This window comes from Ruegeria sediminis, from assembly GCF_005938215.1.
GTDB lineage: Bacteria > Pseudomonadota > Alphaproteobacteria > Rhodobacterales > Rhodobacteraceae > Ruegeria > Ruegeria sediminis.
This window is the reverse complement of sequence record NZ_VCPD01000004.1, coordinates 448246-467014: the sequence shown is the minus strand read 5'-3', so window position 1 is coordinate 467014 and position 18769 is coordinate 448246. Positions and strand designations below refer to the sequence as shown.

Here is an 18769-nt window from a genome sequence, read left to right as displayed (position 1 = left end):
CGAGGCAACGGTTAACAACGCATTCCCGATTTCATCGGCGGCCGTGACATACCGGTACCGCTTCGGCTGCGGTCGCAGTCTATGTCCAGCCGCCGGAATTCATCAGGCCCAGCTGCTCGAGCTGCCGCCATCCGGTGTAGCGTACCGAGTCCGGGGTCCAGAGCGTGGGCCGGCCGATGATGCCGTCATAGTAGCCGCCGAACTGATCCGGGTCGTGGAAATGCTGGCTGCGCGATTTCTCGATTTCCGATTTCCCGACGACTTCGGGCAGGAACTTGGTGTGCAGCAGAACGCCGGACGGCGCCGCGCCGCCCGGCCCGTCATAGCCGAAGTTCAGACGCCGCGGCAGGGCCGAATGGGACGAGTTGACATAGGCGAAGCGGCGCGACCAGCGGATCAGCGGGATCTTGTTCAGCGTGGGCGACCGATGCGGCCGGTCGGCGAAAAAGGCGCGTTCGCGAACGCCGCCCTGGACCCAGAGATTGCCCATCGGTCGCTGCCGCTGCGCCCGGCAGGGACCGGCATCGAACCAATTGACCACCTGCGTCGGATCCGTGCCCGGGTCATGGGTCTGCGCGCCAAGCGGCCCTTCGGGGTAGAGGTCGAGCAGATGAGCGCCGAAGACATCGCGCCCCGTCCGGTCAAGCCATCCGGTCAGGTCGCGCAGCGAGCGCGTCTCGTGATGCGCGTAGATCAGCAACTCGTCCGCATCGACCATCAGGGTCCAGTGCCGGTGCCCGTGGCGCATCTGCAACCAGGTCATCCAGTCCAGCCCGAACCGCGCCTCGCGATAGCTGTGCGCGGTCTGCCAGAGCGACACGTCCGGTTGCCTGGCCAACAAATCGGCCGAGCCGTCGTCGCTGCCATTGTCCACCACGAGGAAATGGTCGACGCCCAGGCGGCGATAGTGGTGCAGGAACCAGGGCAGGCGGGTGATTTCGTTCCGCAGGGTCGTGACGGCGAGGATGTCGCCCGGTCCGATCCGCCCGGTACGGTCGGCCAGCGCCGTCAGGTGATGGCGGCTGCGGAACGAACGCCACAACAGCCGCCGCCGTTTCCACCGCAACCTGTAGGCGTCGATCAGACCGGGATGACGTGCCTGTTCGGAGGAAACGGAAACCACTCAGCGCCTACCTGTCATAGTGCCCGTTCTGGTGCCAGCGCCATGCGTCCGAGATCATGGTCTGCAGGGTTGAGCGTCCCGGTTTCCACCCCAGTTCCGCCTCGGCGCGGGTCGATCCCGACACCAGCTTGGTGCAGTCGCCGGCGCGGCGCGGGCCGATGTTGTAGGGCACTTCGCGGTTGGTCACGGATTTCGAACGTTCGATGACCTCCATCACCGAAAAGCCCGACCCGGTGCCGAGGTTGAACACCCGGCTGCCCTTGTCGTGCTCCAGCCATTTCAGGCCGAGGACATGCGCGTCCACCAGGTCGCAGACATGCACGTAGTCGCGGATGCAGGTGCCGTCCGGCGTGTCGTAATCGGTGCCGAACACGGTCAGGGCGTCCCGCTTGCCGTCGATCGCGTCCAGCATCAGCGGCACCAGATGGGTTTCGGGGCGATGGAACTCGCCGACCTCGCCCTCGGGGTCGGCGCCGGCGACGTTGAAGTACCGGAAGATCACGTGTTTCAGCCCGTGAGCGGCCTCGAAATCGCGCAGGATGTCCTCGATCGCGCGCTTCGATGCGCCATAGGCGTTCAACGGATGCTGCGGCGTGTTCTCGTCCAGCACCACGTTGTCGTGGTCGCCATAGGTGGCGCAGGTCGAGGAAAAGACGAAATTCAGGCAGCCCGCCGCCGTGGCCGCTTCGATCAGGTTCAGCGATCCGGTGACGTTGTTGGCCCAGTACCGGCCGGGCTGCGACATCGCCTCGCCAACCTGGCTGAGGGCCGCGAAATGCATGACCGCTGCGGGTTGATGCTTGGCGAAGACCTCGTCCAGCCGGTCGCGGTCCAACAGGTCGCCCCGTTCGAAGGGGCCGAATTTCACCGCATCCTGCCAGCCGGTGACAAGGTTGTCATAGGTCACCGGGGTATATCCCGCCGCCGCGAGGGCCTTGCAGGCATGTGATCCGATGTAGCCGGCGCCGCCGGTCACAAGGATATTGGTCATTTGGGTTTCCGTGCGTTCGTTTTGGCGTTGCTAGCAGATGCCCGTCAGGTTTTGGAACGGGACAAGTTGGCTCAATCCAAACCCATGGCGGCCATCATCTCTTCGATCTTGGGCACGTCCTGCGGGTTGTTCAACTCCCAGAACTGGCGGCCCCTGGCTTCGACCTCGACGCAGAGCACCTTGCGGCCGTTTTCCATGAAGCGCAGCTGTTCGAGCCCTTCCAGCGTTTCCAGCGGGCCGGTGGGCCAGCCGGGATAGGCGGCAAGCGCGTCCGGGCGGTAGGCATAGACGCCGACATGATGGAACACCGGCGTTTCCTCGGCATCGGCGTAGAGTTTCGACGTGTAGGGGATCACTTCCTTCGAGAAGTAGAGCGCGCCGTGATCGGCGCCGAAGACTGCCGTTGTTCCACCGACGCGGCCATGCTTGCGGTCGTTCAGCAGGCTGTTCAGCGCGCCGCCGTCGCAGCGCAAGACCGGAGTGGCGACGCCCGCCGCGGGCGCGGCGCGCAGGCCGGTGACCAGATCCTCGACGAACCAGGCTGGGGTCAGCGGCGCGTCGCCCTGCAGGTTCACCACGATCTCGTAGCCGCCGCCCAGCGCCTCATGCGCCTCGGCGCAGCGTTCGGTGCCGTTGGCGCAGTCGACCGAGGTCATCACCACCTCGGCGCCGAAGCCTTCGGCCACCGCGCGGATCCGGTCGTCGTCGGTGGCCACGACGACCCGGTCGACGCCGGAAACGGCCATGGCCGCGCGCCACGACCGTTCGATCAGCGTCATGGAGGCGCCGTTGGCCCCCACCAGCGGCACCAGCGGCTTGCCGGGATAGCGGGTCGAGGCGTAGCGGGCGGGTATTGCGATCAGGACCGACATCACGCCCCCTTCAGCTCGACGCCCGGGGCGTAGGCGATGAAGAAGGGGTTGGCATAGCCGGCCTTGCCGTAGGTCAGCGGCGCATGATCGTCGAACCGGATCACCTGGCCGCCCGCCCCGGCAAGCACGGCGTGGCCCGCGGCGGTGTCCCATTCCATCGTGCGGCCGAGGCGCGGGTATAGGTCGGCCTCGCCGGTCGCGACGAGGCAGAATTTCAACGAGGACCCGGCGCTCTTGCTGTCCTGCACGCGGTACTTGCCGATGTAATCGTCGGTCGCCTGATCCCGGTGGGACTTCGACGCCACCACCATCAGCGCGGAATTGTCCGGTTCAGAGACTGACATCGGCGTCACGTCGCCCGCGGTTGCCTTGTCCAGCGCACCGGTTTCCTCGACCGACCGGCCATCGGGCTGCGTATAGAACATCCGCCCCTTGGCGGGCGCATAGACGACGCCGCGGGTCGGTGTGCCGTTTTCCACCAGGGCGATGTTGACGGTGAAATCGCCGCGCCGGTTGATGAACTCCTTGGTGCCGTCCAGCGGATCGACGATCAGGAAGGTGTCGCCCGATTTCGCGTGCGAGGCCGCCTGTTCCTCGGTGATCAGGAGAATGTCGGGGAAAGCCTTGCGCAAACCGGCCGAGATCAGCGCATCCGCCGCCTCGTCCGCCTCGGTGACCGGGCTTGCGTCCGACTTGACCTTCACCCCGAAATCGTCGGCGTTGTAGATTTCCATGATGCTGTCGCCCGCTTCGAGCGCCAGTCTTCGGATGACGGGGATGAGGTCTTCGTAGGTCACAAAATTGCTCCGATCGTGTGATTTGTTGATCTGCAAGGTCGACGGACTTATGCTTTGCCGGAAACGGAACGGCAAGATTTCCGTGTCAGAAACCGAGCAGCGATGCAGGAAAGCCCGGAACGTGTTCCACTACAGACGACATAGCACCCTTCTGGGCGGCGCCTTCAAGATGGCGGAACTGGTGTTTCACGCCGTCGTCCGCAGCATCCGGTCCAAGCACAGCAATGCGGTCGTTTCGCTGCTCATGAACATCCTGCAGGTTCTGGTGATGGTTGCGGCCTTCTACCTGATGTTGTCCCTCATGGGCGCGCGCGTCGCCAAGCTGAGGGGCGATTTCTTTCTGTTCCTGCTGTCCGGCGTTTTCCTGTTCCAGTGCCACATCAAAACCGTTTCGGCCATAGCGGGGGTCGGAACCGGCAACAATCCGATGATGTTGCATTCACCGATGAACATGATGGTCACGCTGCTGGCGGCGGGACTGAGCACGCTCTACACGCAGGTGATGTCGATCATGATCATCCTGTTTCTCTATCACGTGGCCGTCACGCCGGTCGTGATCGAGGATCCCGCCGGCGCGTCGGCGATGATGTTTCTCGCCTGGTTCACAGGCGGCGGCGTCGGGCTGGTGTTCCTGGCGATCAAGCCGTGGTTTCCGACATTCGCAACCATTCTCAACACCGTGTACCGGCGGATGAACATGGTCTTTTCGGGCAAGATGTTCGTGGCCAACGCGCTGCCGCCATTCATGCTGGTCATGTTCGACTGGAACCCTCTGTTCCATATCATCGACCAGTGCCGGGGCTTCGTGTTCCGGAACTACTTTCCGCGCGTGACCAGCTGGGAATACGCGGTCTGGGTCGGGATCGTACTGCTGATGATCGGCCTGATGGCCGAATTCTACACCCGCCGCCAGGTGTCGCAAAGCTGGTTCGCCCGCCGCTGACGCGCTGTCCTTCAGGTGGCGACCCGCAGCGTGAGGTTCAGCCGACCGCCCTTTGGCAGCAGCCGCGACGAGCCGAACCTGATCCGGTCGATGCCGTGATAGGTCAGGCGCGCCGGACCGCCCATGATCACGACGTCGCCCGAATTCAGCCAGACCGACTCGGTCTTGCCGCCGCGGGTCGGATTGCCGATGCGGAACAGCGCGTCGTCGCCCAGCGAGATCGAGACGACCGGCCAGGAGAAATCGGCCTCGTCCCTGTCCTGGTGCAGGCCCATGCGGCTGCCCTCGCCGTAATAGTTGATCAGGCAGCAGTCTGGCAGCCGGTCCGCCGCCGCGACATCGCGCCAGATCGCCAAAACGTCATCCGGAATGGCCGGCCAGGCAATGCCTTTGGGATGCGCCGGTTCATACCTGTACCCGCCCTTGTCCGACACCCAACCCAGCGCCCCGGCCGAGGTCATGCGCACGGACATCTCCTTGCCCGAGGCCGTCGTCGGGCGGAACAGCGGCGCCGCCTTGAGGACCGGGCGCAGGGCCGCGATCAACCGCGTTTGGGCGGGCGAATCCAGATATCCCTTGCGGATGTCGAAACCGCGCAACAGCAGCCGTGTCATCGGTCAAGCCCCGTTCCTTGTCAAAACCTTGCGAAAAAGGCCGCAGATTCCCGAAAACCGTCATTTCACGATGCTTGCAGGCCCCCAATCTGGTCCTTATATACGCCGGGACGCGCGATGGTGTAGTGCCATCGTGCCATATAGATCGGGGCCGGGATGCCATAACGGGTTCAGGCCTCGGGACATCGCCTTGAAGAGAAAGGGATCGAAAAAATGGGAAAAGTAATCGGTATTGACCTCGGGACCACGAACTCGTGCGTGGCCATCATGGACGGCTCGCAGCCCAAGGTCATCGAAAACTCCGAAGGGGCGCGGACCACGCCCTCGATCGTCGCCTTCACCGAGAACGAGCGACTGGTCGGTCAGCCGGCGAAACGCCAAGCGGTCACCAACCCCGACAACACCATCTTTGGCGTGAAACGCCTGATCGGCCGCCGGGTCGACGATGCCGAGGTTGAGAAGGACAAGAAAATGGTGCCCTACGCCATCGTCGATGGCGGCAACGGCGACGCCTGGGTCGAGGCCCGCGGCGAAAAGTACTCTCCCAGCCAGATTTCGGCCTTCACCCTAGGCAAGATGAAGGAAACCGCCGAATCCTACCTGGGTGAGGAAGTCAAGCAGGCGGTGATCACCGTTCCGGCCTATTTCAATGACGCGCAGCGTCAGGCCACCAAGGATGCCGGCAAGATCGCCGGCCTGGAAGTGCTGCGGATCATCAACGAACCGACTGCCGCCGCGCTGGCCTACGGCCTGGACAAGAAAGACAGCCAGACCATCGCGGTCTATGACCTTGGCGGCGGTACCTTCGACGTGACCATCCTGGAAATCGACGATGGCCTGTTCGAGGTGAAATCCACCAACGGCGACACCTTCCTGGGTGGCGAAGACTTCGACATGCGGATCGTCAACTACCTGGCGGAAGAGTTCCAGAAGGAAAACGGCGTCGATCTCAGCAAGGACAAGATGGCGCTTCAGCGTCTGAAGGAAGCCGCCGAGAAGGCCAAGATCGAGCTCAGCTCGACCACGCAGACCGAGATCAACCAGCCGTTCATCTCGATGGGGTCGAACGGTCAGCCGCTGCACATGGTCATGAAGCTGACCCGCGCCAAGCTGGAATCGCTGGTGGGCGACCTGATCAAGAAATCGCTCAAGCCCTGCCAGTCGGCGCTGAAGGATGCCGGCATCTCGGCTTCGGACGTGGACGAGGTGGTTCTGGTCGGCGGCATGACCCGGATGCCGAAGGTCATCGAAGAGGTGACCAAGTTCTTCGGCAAGGAGCCGCACAAGGGCGTGAACCCGGACGAGGTCGTCGCCATGGGCGCCGCCATCCAGGCCGGAGTACTGCAGGGCGACGTCAAGGACGTGGTGCTGCTGGACGTGACGCCGCTGAGCCTGGGCATCGAAACCCTGGGCGGCGTGTTCACCCGCCTGATCGACCGCAACACCACCATCCCGACCAAGAAGTCCCAGGTCTTCTCGACCGCCGAGGACAACCAGAACGCCGTGACCATCCGCGTGTTCCAGGGTGAGCGCGAAATGGCCGCGGACAACAAGATCCTGGGCCAGTTCAACCTCGAAAACATCCCGCCCGCGCCGCGCGGCATGCCGCAGATCGAGGTGACCTTCGACATCGACGCCAACGGCATCGTTTCCGTGTCGGCCAAGGACAAGGGCACCGGCAAGGAACAGAAGATCACCATCCAGGCTTCGGGCGGCCTTTCCGACGAGGACATCGAAAAGATGGTCAAGGACGCCGAGGAGAACGCCGAGGCGGACAAGAAGCGCAAGGAGCTGGTCGAGGCCAAGAACCAGGCCGAAAGCCTCATCCATTCGACCGAGAAATCGATGGAAGAGCATTCCGACAAGGTCGACCCGACCACCATCGAAGCCATCGAGCTGGCGATCGCCGCCCTGAAGGACGAGCTGGAATCGGACAATGCGGCCAAGATCAAGTCGGGCATCCAGAACGTGACCGAAGCCGCCATGAAGCTGGGCGAAGCCATCTACAAGGCGCAGGCCGAGGAAGCCGAGGACGAACCGGCTGCTGCGGATGCCGGCCCCGGCGATGACGACATCGTCGACGCCGAGTTCGAAGACCTGGACGATGACAAGCGCAGCTGACGGGTAACCGGGCCAAGGCGGGCCGGTCCGGTTGCCGGGCCGGCCCGCCTTCGTTGAGGCAGAAGGAATGACTGATGTCCAAACGTGACTATTACGATGTGCTCGGCGTGACCAAGGGCGCTTCTGCGGACGAAATCAAGAAAGCCTACCGCAAGAAGGCCAAGGAGCTGCACCCGGACCGCAACAAGGACAATCCGGACGCCGAATCGCAGTTCAAGGAGGCGAACGAGGCCTACGACGTCCTCAAGGACGCCGACAAGAAGGCGGCCTATGACCGGTTCGGCCATGCCGCGTTCGAAGGCGGCATGGGCGGCGGTGGCCGGCCGGGCGGCGGCGCGGGCTTTGGCTCGGGCGATTTTTCCAGTGCCTTTTCGGACGTCTTCGACGATCTCTTCGGCGATTTCATGGGCGGGCGCCAGGCTGGCGGCGGCGGCGGCCGGCGCGCGGCGCGGGGATCCGACCTGCGCTACAACCTGCGCGTGACGCTGGAAGAAGCCTATTCCGGCATGCAGAAGACGATCAACGTGCCGACGGCCGTGGCCTGTTCCGCCTGCGACGGCACCGGCGCCGAGAGCGGGGTCGAACCGGCCACCTGTCCGACCTGCTCGGGCATGGGCAAGGTCCGGGCGCAGCAAGGGTTCTTCACCGTCGAGCGCACCTGCCCGACCTGCTCGGGCATGGGCCAGATCATCAAGAACCCCTGCAAGTCGTGCCAGGGGGCGGGCCGGGTTCACAAGGACCGCGCCCTGTCGGTCAACATCCCGGCCGGCGTGGAGACCGGCACCCGCATTCGCCTGGCCGGCGAGGGCGAGGCCGGCATGCGCGGCGGTCCGCCGGGCGATCTGTACATCTTCGTCGAGGTGACGCAGCACAAGCTGTTCGAGCGCGACGGGGTGAACCTGTATTGCCGGGTGCCGGTCAGCATGACCAAGGCGGCGCTGGGCGGTGCGATCGAGGTTCCGACCATCGACGGCGGCCGAGGCCGGGTTCAGATTCCGGCAGGCAGTCAGTCCGGTCGCCAGATGCGCCTGCGCGGCAAGGGCATGCCCGCCCTGCGCGGCGGTGGCATCGGCGACATGTTCATCGAACTTGCGGTGGAAACTCCGGTGAACCTGACCAGCCGCCAGAAGGAACTGCTGCGCGAGTTCGAGGAACTGGGTGACGACAACAACCCGGAATCCAAGAGCTTCTTTTCGTCGGTGAAATCCTTCTGGGACGGGATGAAGGGCTGATCACGCGAGATTTCGCAAGCAAAGCCGGTCCGATCGGGCCGGCTTTTTTCGTTTGCCCGCACGGATTTGCCATGTCCGACCGTAAAACCCCTTAGATTGGCGCTTGATTCCGGACGCGTCTCCTGAGATTGTCGCGCTTACCGTTGGGGTGCTCCGTTTGGGGCTGAGAGGCGCGGCTGCGTCAACCCATCGAACCTGATCCGGGCAATTCCGGCGGAGGGAACGGTCTCAAATCGACAAGACGTTTTCCCAGCCGCGTTGCCCATCTCGAATGGAGCAACGACATGACGCAGATCGCTCTGACCATCGCGGGATCCGACAGCGGAGGAGGCGCCGGAATACAGGCCGACCTCAAGGCGATGTCGGCGCTGGGTGTGTTCGGGGCCAGCGTGATAACCGCCGTCACCGCGCAGAACACGCGGGCAGTCACGGCGGTGCATGGGATCCCGTTGGACGTGATCGCGGCGCAGATCGACGCGGTGCTGACCGATCTCGACGTGGGCGCGATCAAGATCGGGATGCTGGCGACGCCCGAGATCATCCGGACGGTGGCGGATGGCATCGCCGGGTTTGACGGCCCGGTGGTGCTGGACCCTGTGATGATCGCGAAGTCGGGTGATGCCCTGCTGGCACGGGATGCGGTGCAGACCCTGCGCGACCTCCTGTTGCCGCGCGCGACGGTGCTGACCCCGAACCTGCCCGAGGCGGCCTGTCTGCTGGACCGAATGGTCGCGGACACGCCCGACGAGATGGCGGCGCAGGGCCATGCGTTGTGCAGCCTGGGCGCGGGCGTGGTTCTGATGAAAGGCGGGCATGGAAAGGGCGACATCTGCCGCGATCTGCTGATCGGCGGGGACCGGATCATCGCTGAGTTCCAGGCTCCGCGCCGGAATACCCGCAACACGCACGGCACCGGCTGCACCCTGTCCTCGGCCATCGCGGCGGGTCTGGCCCGAGGGTTGGCGCTGCAGGACGCGGTTGCCGAGGCGCATGGCTATCTGCAAGGCGCGATTTCAGAGGCCGACCGGCTGAAAGTCGGGCAGGGGCACGGGCCGGTGCATCACTTCTACCGGGTCTGGGCCGCGTGACGCTGTTTTCCGTCATAGGCGCCGGCGTGGCCGGTCTGGCGGTGGCGACCGAACTGGTCGCCCGTGGCGCCAGGGTGCAGGTGTTCGACCCCGGCGGCCCGCCGGGGCCGCATGGCTGTTCGTGGTGGGCCGGAGGCATGCTGGCGCCCTGGTGCGAGTACGAAAACGCCGAGGAACCGGTGTTGCGTTTGGGCCGACAGGCGATCGATTGGTGGGCGGACAGAACCGAGGTCACGCGGCGCGGAACGCTGGTGGTTGCCGGCACCCGCGACCTGCCCGACCTGCGCCGCTTCGCGCGCCGGACCGAAGGGTTCTCTGAGGTCGGACAGGCCGAAATCAAAGAGTTAGAGCCTGATTTTCAGAAATTCGGTACGGGACTTTTCTTTGCGGACGAAGCGCATCTCGATCCCCGCAAGGCCATGCAGGATCTCTATCGCGGCCTGATGGACAAGGGCGTTGCGTTCCACCGCAAATTCGCGCCTTCGGGGCTTGCGAGCGCCATCGACTGCCGGGGTTTGCATGCCCGCGACCTGCTCCACGATCTGCGCGGGGTGAAGGGCGAGATGCTGGTGATCCGCTGTCCGGACGTGACCCTTACGCGGCCGGTGCGCCTGTTGCATCCGCGCATCCCGCTTTACATCGTGCCGCGCGGCAAGGGTATCTACATGCTGGGCGCCACGATGATCGAAAGCGAGGACAGTGGCCGCATCACCGCCCGGTCGATGCTGGAACTGCTCAGCGCCGCATACGCGTTGAACCCCGCCTTCGGCGAGGCCGAGGTGCTGGAGATCGGCGTCGATCTGCGCCCGGCCTTCCCGGACAATCTGCCGCGGATCCGGCGGCTTGGGCGGGTGATCCATGCCAACGGGCTATACCGCCACGGCTACCTACTGGCGCCCGCGCTGGCGCAGGGGGTGGCCGATCTGGCGCTGGAGAACAGACATTCGGAGATGGTCGATGAAGATCGTGCTTAACGGGGAAACCACGGAAATTCGCGCCGAAACCCTGTCGGACCTGCTTGCGGAATGCGAATTCCCGGGCCGGGTCGCCACCGCGGTGAACGAGGAATTCGTGCCGGCACCGCTGCGGAACGGCCACAGGCTGAAGGACGGCGACCGCGTCGAGGTGCTGGCGCCGATGCAGGGGGGGTGAGGATGAAGCGTTTCTATGGAACCGAATTGCCGAACCCGCTGATGCTGGGCACCGCGCAATATCCCAGCCCGGCGATCCTGGAGCGTACGTTTCGCGAAAGCGGCGCCGGGGTCGCCACCGTTTCGCTGCGCCGCGAGGGGGCCGGCGGCGCCGGGCAGACTTTTTGGGCGATGATCCGGGATCTGGGCGTTCAGGTCCTTCCGAACACGGCCGGCTGCCACACGGTCAAGGAGGCGGTGACGACCGCCCACATGGCGCGCGAGGTGTTCGGCACGCCGTGGATCAAGTTGGAAGTGATCGGCCATACCGACAGCCTGCAACCGGACGTGTTCCAACTGGTCGAGGCCGCGCGCATCCTGACCGGCGAGGGGTTTCAGGTCTTTCCCTACACGACTGAGGATCTGGTGGTGGGCGAACGGCTGCTGGCGGCGGGCTGCGAGGTGCTGATGCCCTGGGGCGCGCCGATCGGGTCAGGGCGCGGCCTGAGCAACGAATACGCCCTGCGCGCGATGCGGGCCGAGTTTCCCGACGTGCCGCTGGTGGTCGATGCCGGGATCGGCCTGCCCAGCCATGCGGCCCATGCGATGGAGCTGGGCTATGACGCCGTGCTTCTGAACACGGCGGTGGCCCGCGCGGGCGATCCGGTGGCGATGGCCCGGGCGATGGCGCTGGCGGTCGAGGCCGGGCAACTGGCGCATCGGGCCGACCCGATCGAGCCGCGCGACATGGCCACGCCTTCGACCCCCGTCATCGGAAAGGCGTTCCTGTCATGACGCTGGACCGGTTCTATCCCATCTTCGACCATTCCGACTGGCTGCGGCGGATGCTGCCGCTGGGGGTCCGGCTGGTTCAGTTGCGCATCAAGGATCAGTCGCAGAAGGCAGTCGATGAACAGATCGCCGCCTCGCGCGACCTTTGCCGCCGGCATGGCGCGGTGCTGGTGGTCAACGACCACTGGCAGTCTGCGATCGACGCCGGTTGCGACTGGGTCCACCTGGGACAGGAGGATCTGGACGAGGCCGATCTGAAGGCGATCCGCAAGGCGGGCCTGAAACTGGGCGTATCCACCCATGACGACGATGAGCTTGAGCGGGTCTTGTGCATCGCGCCCGATTACGTGGCCCTTGGACCGGTCTATCCGACCATTCTGAAAAAGATGAAATGGCATCAGCAGGGCCTGCCGCGCGTCACCGAGTGGAAGCGGCGCGTGGGCGAATTACCATTGGTGGGCATCGGCGGCATGAGCGTCGAGCGCGCGCCCGGCGTGCTGGAGGCGGGGGCGGATATCGTGTCGGTCGTCACCGACATCACGCTGAACCCGGACCCAGAGGCGCGGGTCCGCGAGTGGATCGAGGTCACGCGATGAGCCGGTATTCCCGCCAGATGATTCTGCCGGAGGTCGGAGCAGGCGGGCAGGACCGCCTTGCCGCCGCCCGGGTGCTAATCGTCGGCGCGGGCGGTTTGGCGGCACCGGTTCTGCCCTTGCTGGCGGGCGCAGGGGTGGGGCATCTGACGATCGTCGATGGCGACACGGTAGACGTCAGCAACCTGCATCGCCAAACCCTGTTCACCGAAGAGGATTGCGGTCAGCTCAAGGCGCATGTGGCCGCCGATCGGTGCCGAAGGATCAACGGCGACATCCGTGTCGAGGCGCGATATCAGGCTCTGACACCGGCGAATGCGCCCGATCTGGTGACCGGCGCGGATCTGGTCCTGGACTGTGCCGACAGCTACGCGGCAAGCTATGTTCTCAGCGATACCTGCCTGGTGCTGGGCAAGCCGCTTGTCAGCGCGTCGGTGCTGGGCCTGTCGGGATATGTCGGCGGGTTCTGCGGTCCGGCCCCGTCGCTGCGCGCGGTTTTTCCGGACGCGCCCGACAGCGGCGCCAGTTGCGCCAGCGCCGGAGTGCTCGGCCCGGTCGTGGGCATCATCGGCGCGACGCAGGCGCAGATGGCGCTGGCCGTGCTGCTGGGGCTGACGCCGTCGCCGCTGGGCCAGTTGGTGCGGTTCGACGGCCGCACCCTGCGCACCACGGGCTTCCGGTTCGACGCGGCCACGGAGCCGGAAACGGCATTCCGCTTTGCCGCGCCGACGCAGCTGTCGGAGCGTGATCTGATCGTCGAATTGCGGGACGAGGCCGAAGCGCCCGAGGCGGTCCACCCCGGCGCCCGGCGCATCGCGCCCGAGCAACTGGCAAATCACCTGCCGGATCCGACCACCCGGCTGGCGCTGTGCTGCGCCACCGGCCTGCGCGCCTGGCGCACGGCCGAACGCATTCAAACCGAATGGCCCGGCGAGATCGTTCTCGTCGCCGCCGCAACCTCATGACAAGGGAAACGCGCACCATGAGAAACATCATCGCCGCCATCGCCATGCTGGCCGCCGCGCCGGCCATGGCCCAGGACAAGATGACCGTCCTGCTGGACTGGTTCATCAACCCCGACCACGGCCCGATCATCGTGGCGCAGGAGAACGGCTATTTCGCCGAACAGGGGCTTGAGGTCGAGATCGTGCCGCCCGCCGATCCCTCGGCCCCGCCGCGATTGGTGGCTGCCGGTCAGGCCGATCTGGCGGTGTCCTACCAGCCGCAGCTGCACCTGCAGATCCACGAGGGCCTGCCGCTGAAACGCGTGGGCACGCTGGTCGCCACGCCGCTGAACTGTCTGCTGGTGCTCGAGGACGGCCCGATCAAGTCGCTGGCGGATCTCAAGGGCAAGAAGATCGGCTTTTCGGTTGCCGGCGTCGAAGAGGCGATCCTGACCGCCATGCTGGGCCAGCACGGCATCACCCTCGACGATATCGAGATGATCAACGTCAACTTCTCGCTCTCGCCCGCGCTGATGTCGGGACAGGTGGATGCGGTGATCGGCGCATTCCGCAATTTCGAACTGAACCAGATGGACATCGAGGGCGTCCCCGGCCGCTGCTTCTACATCGAGGAAGAGGGCGTGCCGTCCTATGACGAGCTGATCTACGTCGCCAACCCCGACACCATGGATGTCGACAAGGTGGCGCGTTTCCTTGCTGCCACCGAGAAGGCGACCCAGTACATCATCAACAACCCGGACCAAAGCTGGGAGATCTTCGCGGCCACATCGACCGAATTGCAGGACGAACTGAACGCCCGCGCCTGGGTCGATACCCTGCCGCGTTTTGCGCTGCGTCCCGCCGCATTCGACGCGGGGCGCTATGCCCGGTTCGAGGCCTTTCTCAAGGACAGCGGCCTGATCGACAGCATCAACCCTGTCGATGCCATCGCAATCGACGTGACGGCGCAATGAACACGGTTGATCATGTCGGCGCCTTCGATCGGCCGTTCAGCCCGGCGGCGGGTTATGGCCGCGGCTTCGCCCTGATGCGCGACGCCGCGGGCGACGCGTGGCGGCGCTATACCCGCCACGCCTTCGTCGAGGGGCTGAAGGACGGCACGTTGCCGCGCGAAACGTTCCTGCACTATCTGCGCCAGGACTACGTGTTCCTGATCCATTTCTCGCGCGCCTGGGCCCTGGCCGTGGTGAAATCGGAGACCCATGCCGAGATGCTGACGGCGGTCGGTACGGTCAACGCGCTGGTGGCCGAAGAAATGCAGCTTCATGTCGGCATCTGCGAAGCGGCGGGTATCTCGCAGGAGGACCTGTTCGCGACGCCCGAACGGGCCGAGAACCTGGCCTATACCCGCTTCGTGCTGGAGGCGGGCTATAGCGGCGATCTGTTGGATCTGCTGGCCGCGCTTGCGCCCTGCGTTCTGGGCTATGGCGAGATCGGCGTGAGGCTGGGGGCGGAATCGGGGTCCGACACCTATCGCGGCTGGATCAACACCTATGCCGGCGAGGAGTATCAGGCCGCATGCCGGGCCGTGGGCGGCCTGCTGGATTCGGCTCTGACACGGCGGCTTGGGGCGGATTTCGTGGCGTCACCACGATGGGAGCGTCTCTGCCGGACGTTCCGGACCGCCACGGAGCTTGAGGTGAATTTCTGGCAGATGGGCCTGACCCCGTGACACCGGCCCCCGGCATAACGCTCGAAGGGCGGGCCACCATCGATGGCGACCTGCTTTTCGCGCCGTTGACCCTGTCCATGGCGGCGGGAAAATGGACCTGCCTGCTGGGTGGTTCCGGCGTCGGCAAGTCCACGGTGCTGCGCCTGATCGCGGGCTTGGCGACCGGCGCCGAGTTCGACGGCCGGATCGCAGCGACGGACGGGGCGGAGGTGATCCCGCGCGTGGGCTACATGGCGCAGGACGATCTGCTGCTGCCCTGGGCGACGGTCACGCAGAACGTCGCGCTGGGCGCGCGGCTGCGGGGCGAACGGCCAGACGAGGCCCGCCTGTCCGGGCTGCTGGAACGGGTCCGCCTTGCCGATCACGCGGACAAGAAGCCCGACGAACTGTCGGGCGGACAGCGGCAACGCGTGGCCCTGGCGCGGACCCTGATGGAAGACAAGCCCATCATCCTGCTGGACGAGCCGTTCTCGGCGCTCGACGCGCGCACGCGGGCCGACATGCAGGATCTGGCGGTGGAACTGCTGGCAGGCCGCACGGTGCTTCTGGTTACCCACGATCCGGGCGAGGCGGCGCGCCTCGGCCATTCCATCGTGGTGATGACGCAGATGGGCCTGACCGACTGCGCGCCACCGGCGCAGAAGCCGCCGCGCCGGGTGGACGACCTTGAAACACTGGCGACCCAGGGCGCGCTTTTGCGCCTGCTGCGCGAGGAAGCGGCATGAGATATCTTCCCGCCCTGGCCGCCACCGCCTTTGCGCTTGCCCTGTGGCAGGCGGTGGTCACCCTGACGGGCCTGCCGCGGTTCATCCTGCCGGGCCCGGTGCCGGTGGCCGAAGCCTGGTGGCAGAACCGCGCGGTGATCGCCGAGCACACGATGATCACCGCGATCGAGGTTCTGATCGGCCTTGCGCTGGGGTCGATGCTGGGTTTCGTGACGGCGATCCAGCTTGCGACCTCGCGCGTCGCGCGGGTGCTGGTGCAGCCGATGCTGGTGTTCACGCAGGCGCTGCCGGTCTTTGCGCTGGCGCCGATCCTGACCCTGTGGCTGGGCTACGGGCTGTGGTCCAAGATCGCCATGGCGGTGCTGATCATCTATTTCCCGGTCACTTCGTCCTTCTTCGACGGGCTGATGCGGACGCCGCGGGGCTTTCTGGATCTGGCGCAGACGATGCAGGCGAAGAAACGGGCGATCCTCTGGCACATCCGCGTTCCGGCCGCGCTGCCGTCGCTGGCCTCGGGCCTGCGCCTGGCCGCCGTCTATGCGCCGATCGGCGCGGTGATCGGCGAGTGGGTCGGTGCATCGAAGGGATTGGGGTACCTGATGCTGCTGGCCAATGGCCGCGCCAAGACCGACCTGATGTTCGCCGCCATGCTGACGCTGGGCGTGTTCTCGGTTCTGCTGCATCTCGCGGTAAGGCTGGCGACGAAGCGGATGGCGGGTGAACGGCGTTAACTGTCCGGAAACCGATTCGGGGCGAGGCTGCGGCCATGACCCAGGATGCTTTTGCCGAAGCCCCGATGCTGTTCGACACCGACGAAGCGCCGGCCATGCCGCTGCCGTCGGGACGGTTGCCGTCCTACATCCAGGACCACCGGAAACGGCTGCGCGAGCGGTTCATGTCCGGCGGGGCGTCGGCGATGCCGGATTACGAGCTGCTGGAGCTTGTCCTGTTCCGCTCGATCCCCCGGCAGGACGTGAAACCGCTGGCGCGGCGGCTGATGGACGAATTCGGGGACTTCAATCGGGTTCTGACGGCACCGGCAGACCGGTTGCAGGCCATCAAGGGCGTCGGCGAATCCGTCGTCACCGATTTGAAGATCCTCGAGGCCTGCGCGCACCGAATGGCGCGGGCGCGGGTGATGCAGCGGCAGGTGATCTCCAGCTGGGACGCCCTGCTGGACTATTGCCACACGACCATGGCGCATCGCGAGACCGAGCAGTTCCGGGTCTTTTTCCTGGACCGCAAGAACGTTCTCATCGCGGATGAGGAGCAGGCGCGCGGCACCGTGGATCACGTGCCGGTCTATCCGCGCGAGGTGGCCAAGCGGGCGCTGGAACTGAACGCTTCGGCCCTGATCCTGGTGCACAACCACCCTTCGGGGGATCCGACACCGTCGCAGTCGGACATCGACATGACCAACCGCATACAGGATGCCTGTTCCGCGCTGGGTTTGACCCTGCACGATCACCTGATCATCGGGAAATCCGCCGAACTCAGTTTCCGGTCGGCGGGGTATCTGTGACGGATGGGCGGTCAGCGGACCCAGACCTCGACCCGGCGGTTCACCTGCCGGCCCCAGTCGCTGTCGTCGCAGGCCATCGGAAGCGCCTCGCCAAAGGCTTCGACACCGATTTCGACGCTTTCGGGCAGGGCGGTCTCGACCGCCGCCAGCACCGCGTCGCGCACGGCCTCGGCCCGCCGCTGGGCAATTCGCGCGTTGCCGTCGGCCTGGCCCTCGCCGTCGCTGAAGCCGACGAAATACAGCTTTCGGGCGTCGTACACTCCGGTTTCCAGCGCCTCGGCAAGCTGCAGGATGTTTGAGCGCGACTGCGCATCCGGCCGGGAGGAGCCGGTTTCGAACCGGAACGAGGTGGTGAGGCGCGCCATCGGCGCCAGCGTGTTCACCAACCGCTGCATTTCGGTCAGATCGACCTCTTCGCCGGCGGCGGCGATGGCGTTGGCCAGCCGGTCGCCCTGAACGCCCAGACGGATGGTTTCGGGCGATTGATCCACGAATCCGGCGCCCCGGATCACGCTTTGAGCCTCGGCGCTTCGGGTGAAAGCAAGAAAGTCGCGTGCGATCTTGGGCAGGCGGCGCGCCGGCAGATACAGGAACATGGGCGAGGTCAGGGGATAATCCTCGGTCTTGATCGTCCAGCGAGAGGCCGAAAGCGCAAAGCCGCATGGGCCGGTCAGGGCGAGCGCCCGCGCGACCCCGGTTTCGGCAAAGCTCGCGAGGCCGATGGCGAAGGGATCCGCCGCGACCGCCCGGGCAACCTGGCTGCTGCGCGCGTGGCGGGTCACGGTCGCGGCCAATGACTTGCCGGCGGGTTCCAGCAGGCGATCCTCGACCGCCTGCGACAGACCGGCGCCGGCGGCGGGCAGATGCAAGGCGATCGGCGCGTCCGGCCCCTGCAGTTCGGACCAGTTGGCGATTTCGCCGGCAAAGACGCGGGCGAGATCGGCGGCGGAAATGCCCTGGATCGGGTTTTCCTGCGCGACCACGGGCACGATGGCATCCAGCGCCAGGACACGGCTGCGGTTGGCCTCGGCCAGATCGCCCATCCCGGCGTCAAAGGCGTCGGACCGCTCGGGCGTGCGGATCTCGCGCATGGCCATCACCACATCCGCATCATGCGACAGCAGATCGGCAAAGCCTTGATCGGTGTCGGAGGCGTGGATGGTGAACCGCGCCAGCGGCAGCGCGCGCCGTGGCTGGTGCAGGCTGAAAACGGTGCGGGTGCCGGTCAATGCCTCGCGCCGGACATGCATTCCCCGTTGCTGCGCGAAGGCTTCGATCAGGGCGGGCAAAAGCACCTCGGCCATGGTGGAGGAGCCGGACAGCCTGATCTCGGCAACGTGGTCGGTGAGGCTGGGGCAGCCCGGCCCGTCGCAGCTCACGCCCGAGGCATCCACGGTCAATTCTCCGAATTGCGTCCGGATTCGGTAGAACTCGCCGTCAAAGCCCAGCAGAAAACCGGAAACCTCGACCTTGCCGTCGCGCGACGTCAGCGTGGTATCCTGTGCGAGCGCCCATGACGCCGAGACGAACAGAGTGAGCGCGGCGCAAGCGGCCGCACGGAGCCAAGTCATGGGGAACCCGAAATTGCC

The 18769-nt window shown here is 65.7% G+C and carries 20 protein-coding genes and 1 riboswitch; of the genes, 14 read left to right on the top strand and 6 right to left on the bottom strand.

What is annotated here, in order from left to right:
- Positions 1-79: 79 nt before the first annotated feature.
- The 4 genes from FGK63_RS13750 to cysQ all read right to left on the bottom strand — a co-directional run bounded on the left by FGK63_RS13750 (position 80) and on the right by cysQ (position 3783).
- Entirely contained in the window at positions 80-1123 is a 1044-nt protein-coding gene (locus tag FGK63_RS13750; RefSeq protein ID WP_246044031.1) for a glycosyltransferase family 2 protein, read from the bottom strand.
- Between the two features lie 7 nt (positions 1124-1130).
- Positions 1131-2114: a UDP-glucose 4-epimerase GalE gene (gene galE / locus FGK63_RS13745; RefSeq protein ID WP_138843168.1), complete on the bottom strand. Its 984-nt coding sequence runs from the start codon at positions 2112-2114 to the stop codon at positions 1131-1133.
- A 71-nt stretch (positions 2115-2185) separates the two neighbouring features.
- Positions 2186-2986, bottom strand: coding sequence for a 3-deoxy-manno-octulosonate cytidylyltransferase family protein (locus FGK63_RS13740; RefSeq protein ID WP_138843166.1), 801 nt, complete (start codon positions 2984-2986; stop codon positions 2186-2188).
- Positions 2986-3783, bottom strand: a complete 798-nt coding sequence (gene cysQ, locus FGK63_RS13735; RefSeq protein ID WP_138843164.1) for a 3'(2'),5'-bisphosphate nucleotidase CysQ — start codon at positions 3781-3783, stop codon at positions 2986-2988. The genes FGK63_RS13740 and cysQ overlap by 1 nt, the downstream gene beginning before the upstream one ends.
- A gap of 121 nt (positions 3784-3904) precedes the next feature.
- Between cysQ and FGK63_RS13730 the strand changes: the two genes are divergently transcribed.
- Complete coding sequence (locus FGK63_RS13730) at positions 3905-4726, top strand: ABC transporter permease (protein WP_171052651.1); 822 nt, start codon at positions 3905-3907, stop codon at positions 4724-4726.
- Positions 4727-4737: 11 nt separating this feature from the next.
- Here the strand turns inward: FGK63_RS13730 and FGK63_RS13725 are convergent, their stop codons facing one another.
- A complete protein-coding gene (locus tag FGK63_RS13725) occupies positions 4738-5340 on the bottom strand; it encodes an alpha-ketoglutarate-dependent dioxygenase AlkB family protein (protein ID WP_138843162.1) in 603 nt (200 codons plus the stop codon).
- A 213-nt stretch (positions 5341-5553) separates the two neighbouring features.
- Here FGK63_RS13725 and dnaK point away from each other — a divergent pair, with 213 nt between their 5' ends.
- The 13 genes from dnaK (at position 5554) to radC (ending at position 17180) form a co-directional block, all read left to right on the top strand.
- The gene (gene dnaK, locus FGK63_RS13720; protein WP_138843160.1) at positions 5554-7461 is read left to right on the top strand and encodes a molecular chaperone DnaK; all 1908 of its coding nucleotides are present in this window, start codon (positions 5554-5556) and stop codon (positions 7459-7461) included.
- 74 nt (positions 7462-7535) lie between these two features.
- A complete protein-coding gene (gene dnaJ, locus FGK63_RS13715; protein WP_138843158.1) occupies positions 7536-8693 on the top strand; it encodes a molecular chaperone DnaJ in 1158 nt (385 codons plus the stop codon).
- Positions 8694-8827: 134 nt separating this feature from the next.
- Positions 8828-8932: riboswitch (TPP riboswitch) on the top strand.
- Between the two features lie 45 nt (positions 8933-8977).
- The gene (thiD, locus tag FGK63_RS13710) at positions 8978-9781 is read left to right on the top strand and encodes a bifunctional hydroxymethylpyrimidine kinase/phosphomethylpyrimidine kinase (RefSeq protein WP_138843156.1); all 804 of its coding nucleotides are present in this window, start codon (positions 8978-8980) and stop codon (positions 9779-9781) included.
- Entirely contained in the window at positions 9778-10755 is a 978-nt protein-coding gene (locus FGK63_RS13705) for an FAD-dependent oxidoreductase (RefSeq protein ID WP_138843154.1), read from the top strand. Before thiD ends, FGK63_RS13705 begins: the two co-directional genes overlap by 4 nt.
- Complete coding sequence (gene thiS, locus FGK63_RS13700) at positions 10739-10933, top strand: sulfur carrier protein ThiS (RefSeq protein WP_138843152.1); 195 nt, start codon at positions 10739-10741, stop codon at positions 10931-10933. The genes FGK63_RS13705 and thiS overlap by 17 nt, the downstream gene beginning before the upstream one ends.
- Before the next feature lie 2 nt (positions 10934-10935).
- Positions 10936-11706, top strand: a complete 771-nt coding sequence (locus FGK63_RS13695; RefSeq protein ID WP_138843150.1) for a thiazole synthase — start codon at positions 10936-10938, stop codon at positions 11704-11706.
- Positions 11703-12299, top strand: a complete 597-nt coding sequence (locus tag FGK63_RS13690; RefSeq protein WP_138843148.1) for a thiamine phosphate synthase — start codon at positions 11703-11705, stop codon at positions 12297-12299. Before FGK63_RS13695 ends, FGK63_RS13690 begins: the two co-directional genes overlap by 4 nt.
- On the top strand, positions 12296-13261 hold the full coding sequence (locus FGK63_RS13685) for a HesA/MoeB/ThiF family protein (RefSeq protein WP_138843145.1): 966 nt from the start codon (positions 12296-12298) through the stop codon (positions 13259-13261). The genes FGK63_RS13690 and FGK63_RS13685 overlap by 4 nt, the downstream gene beginning before the upstream one ends.
- 17 nt (positions 13262-13278) lie before the next feature.
- Positions 13279-14214 carry an ABC transporter substrate-binding protein gene (locus FGK63_RS13680; RefSeq protein ID WP_138843143.1) on the top strand — a complete coding sequence of 312 codons (936 nt, stop codon included), beginning with the start codon at positions 13279-13281 and terminating at the stop codon, positions 14212-14214.
- Positions 14211-14933, top strand: a complete 723-nt coding sequence (locus FGK63_RS13675; RefSeq protein ID WP_138843142.1) for a TenA family protein — start codon at positions 14211-14213, stop codon at positions 14931-14933. Before FGK63_RS13680 ends, FGK63_RS13675 begins: the two co-directional genes overlap by 4 nt.
- Positions 14930-15658, top strand: coding sequence for an ABC transporter ATP-binding protein (locus FGK63_RS13670; RefSeq protein WP_138843140.1), 729 nt, complete (start codon positions 14930-14932; stop codon positions 15656-15658). Before FGK63_RS13675 ends, FGK63_RS13670 begins: the two co-directional genes overlap by 4 nt.
- A complete protein-coding gene (locus FGK63_RS13665; RefSeq protein WP_138843138.1) occupies positions 15655-16389 on the top strand; it encodes an ABC transporter permease in 735 nt (244 codons plus the stop codon). Before FGK63_RS13670 ends, FGK63_RS13665 begins: the two co-directional genes overlap by 4 nt.
- Before the next feature lie 35 nt (positions 16390-16424).
- On the top strand, positions 16425-17180 hold the full coding sequence (radC, locus tag FGK63_RS13660) for a RadC family protein (RefSeq protein WP_138843136.1): 756 nt from the start codon (positions 16425-16427) through the stop codon (positions 17178-17180).
- 11 nt (positions 17181-17191) lie between these two features.
- On the opposite strand, the gene FGK63_RS13655 is transcribed toward radC, so the two are convergent.
- Entirely contained in the window at positions 17192-18751 is a 1560-nt protein-coding gene (locus FGK63_RS13655; RefSeq protein WP_138843134.1) for a substrate-binding domain-containing protein, read from the bottom strand.
- Positions 18752-18769 lie beyond the last annotated feature (18 nt).

Excerpts from the sequence above, each read along its gene's own strand:
- galE (WP_138843168.1), bottom strand. The coding sequence starts at position 2,114 with ATGACCAATATCCTTGTGACCGGCGGCGCCGGCTACATCGGATCACAT.
- FGK63_RS13740 (WP_138843166.1), bottom strand. The coding sequence starts at position 2,986 with ATGTCGGTCCTGATCGCAATACCCGCCCGCTACGCCTCGACCCGCTAT.
- FGK63_RS13725 (WP_138843162.1), bottom strand. The coding sequence starts at position 5,340 with ATGACACGGCTGCTGTTGCGCGGTTTCGACATCCGCAAGGGATATCTG.
- dnaK (WP_138843160.1), top strand. The coding sequence starts at position 5,554 with ATGGGAAAAGTAATCGGTATTGACCTCGGGACCACGAACTCGTGCGTG.
- dnaJ (WP_138843158.1), top strand. The coding sequence starts at position 7,536 with ATGTCCAAACGTGACTATTACGATGTGCTCGGCGTGACCAAGGGCGCT.
- thiD (WP_138843156.1), top strand. The coding sequence starts at position 8,978 with ATGACGCAGATCGCTCTGACCATCGCGGGATCCGACAGCGGAGGAGGC.
- thiS (WP_138843152.1), top strand. The coding sequence starts at position 10,739 with ATGAAGATCGTGCTTAACGGGGAAACCACGGAAATTCGCGCCGAAACC.
- FGK63_RS13695 (WP_138843150.1), top strand. The coding sequence starts at position 10,936 with ATGAAGCGTTTCTATGGAACCGAATTGCCGAACCCGCTGATGCTGGGC.
- FGK63_RS13690 (WP_138843148.1), top strand. The coding sequence starts at position 11,703 with ATGACGCTGGACCGGTTCTATCCCATCTTCGACCATTCCGACTGGCTG.
- FGK63_RS13685 (WP_138843145.1), top strand. The coding sequence starts at position 12,296 with ATGAGCCGGTATTCCCGCCAGATGATTCTGCCGGAGGTCGGAGCAGGC.
- FGK63_RS13680 (WP_138843143.1), top strand. The coding sequence starts at position 13,279 with ATGAGAAACATCATCGCCGCCATCGCCATGCTGGCCGCCGCGCCGGCC.
- FGK63_RS13675 (WP_138843142.1), top strand. The coding sequence starts at position 14,211 with ATGAACACGGTTGATCATGTCGGCGCCTTCGATCGGCCGTTCAGCCCG.
- FGK63_RS13665 (WP_138843138.1), top strand. The coding sequence starts at position 15,655 with ATGAGATATCTTCCCGCCCTGGCCGCCACCGCCTTTGCGCTTGCCCTG.
- radC (WP_138843136.1), top strand. The coding sequence starts at position 16,425 with ATGACCCAGGATGCTTTTGCCGAAGCCCCGATGCTGTTCGACACCGAC.
- FGK63_RS13655 (WP_138843134.1), bottom strand. The coding sequence starts at position 18,751 with ATGACTTGGCTCCGTGCGGCCGCTTGCGCCGCGCTCACTCTGTTCGTC.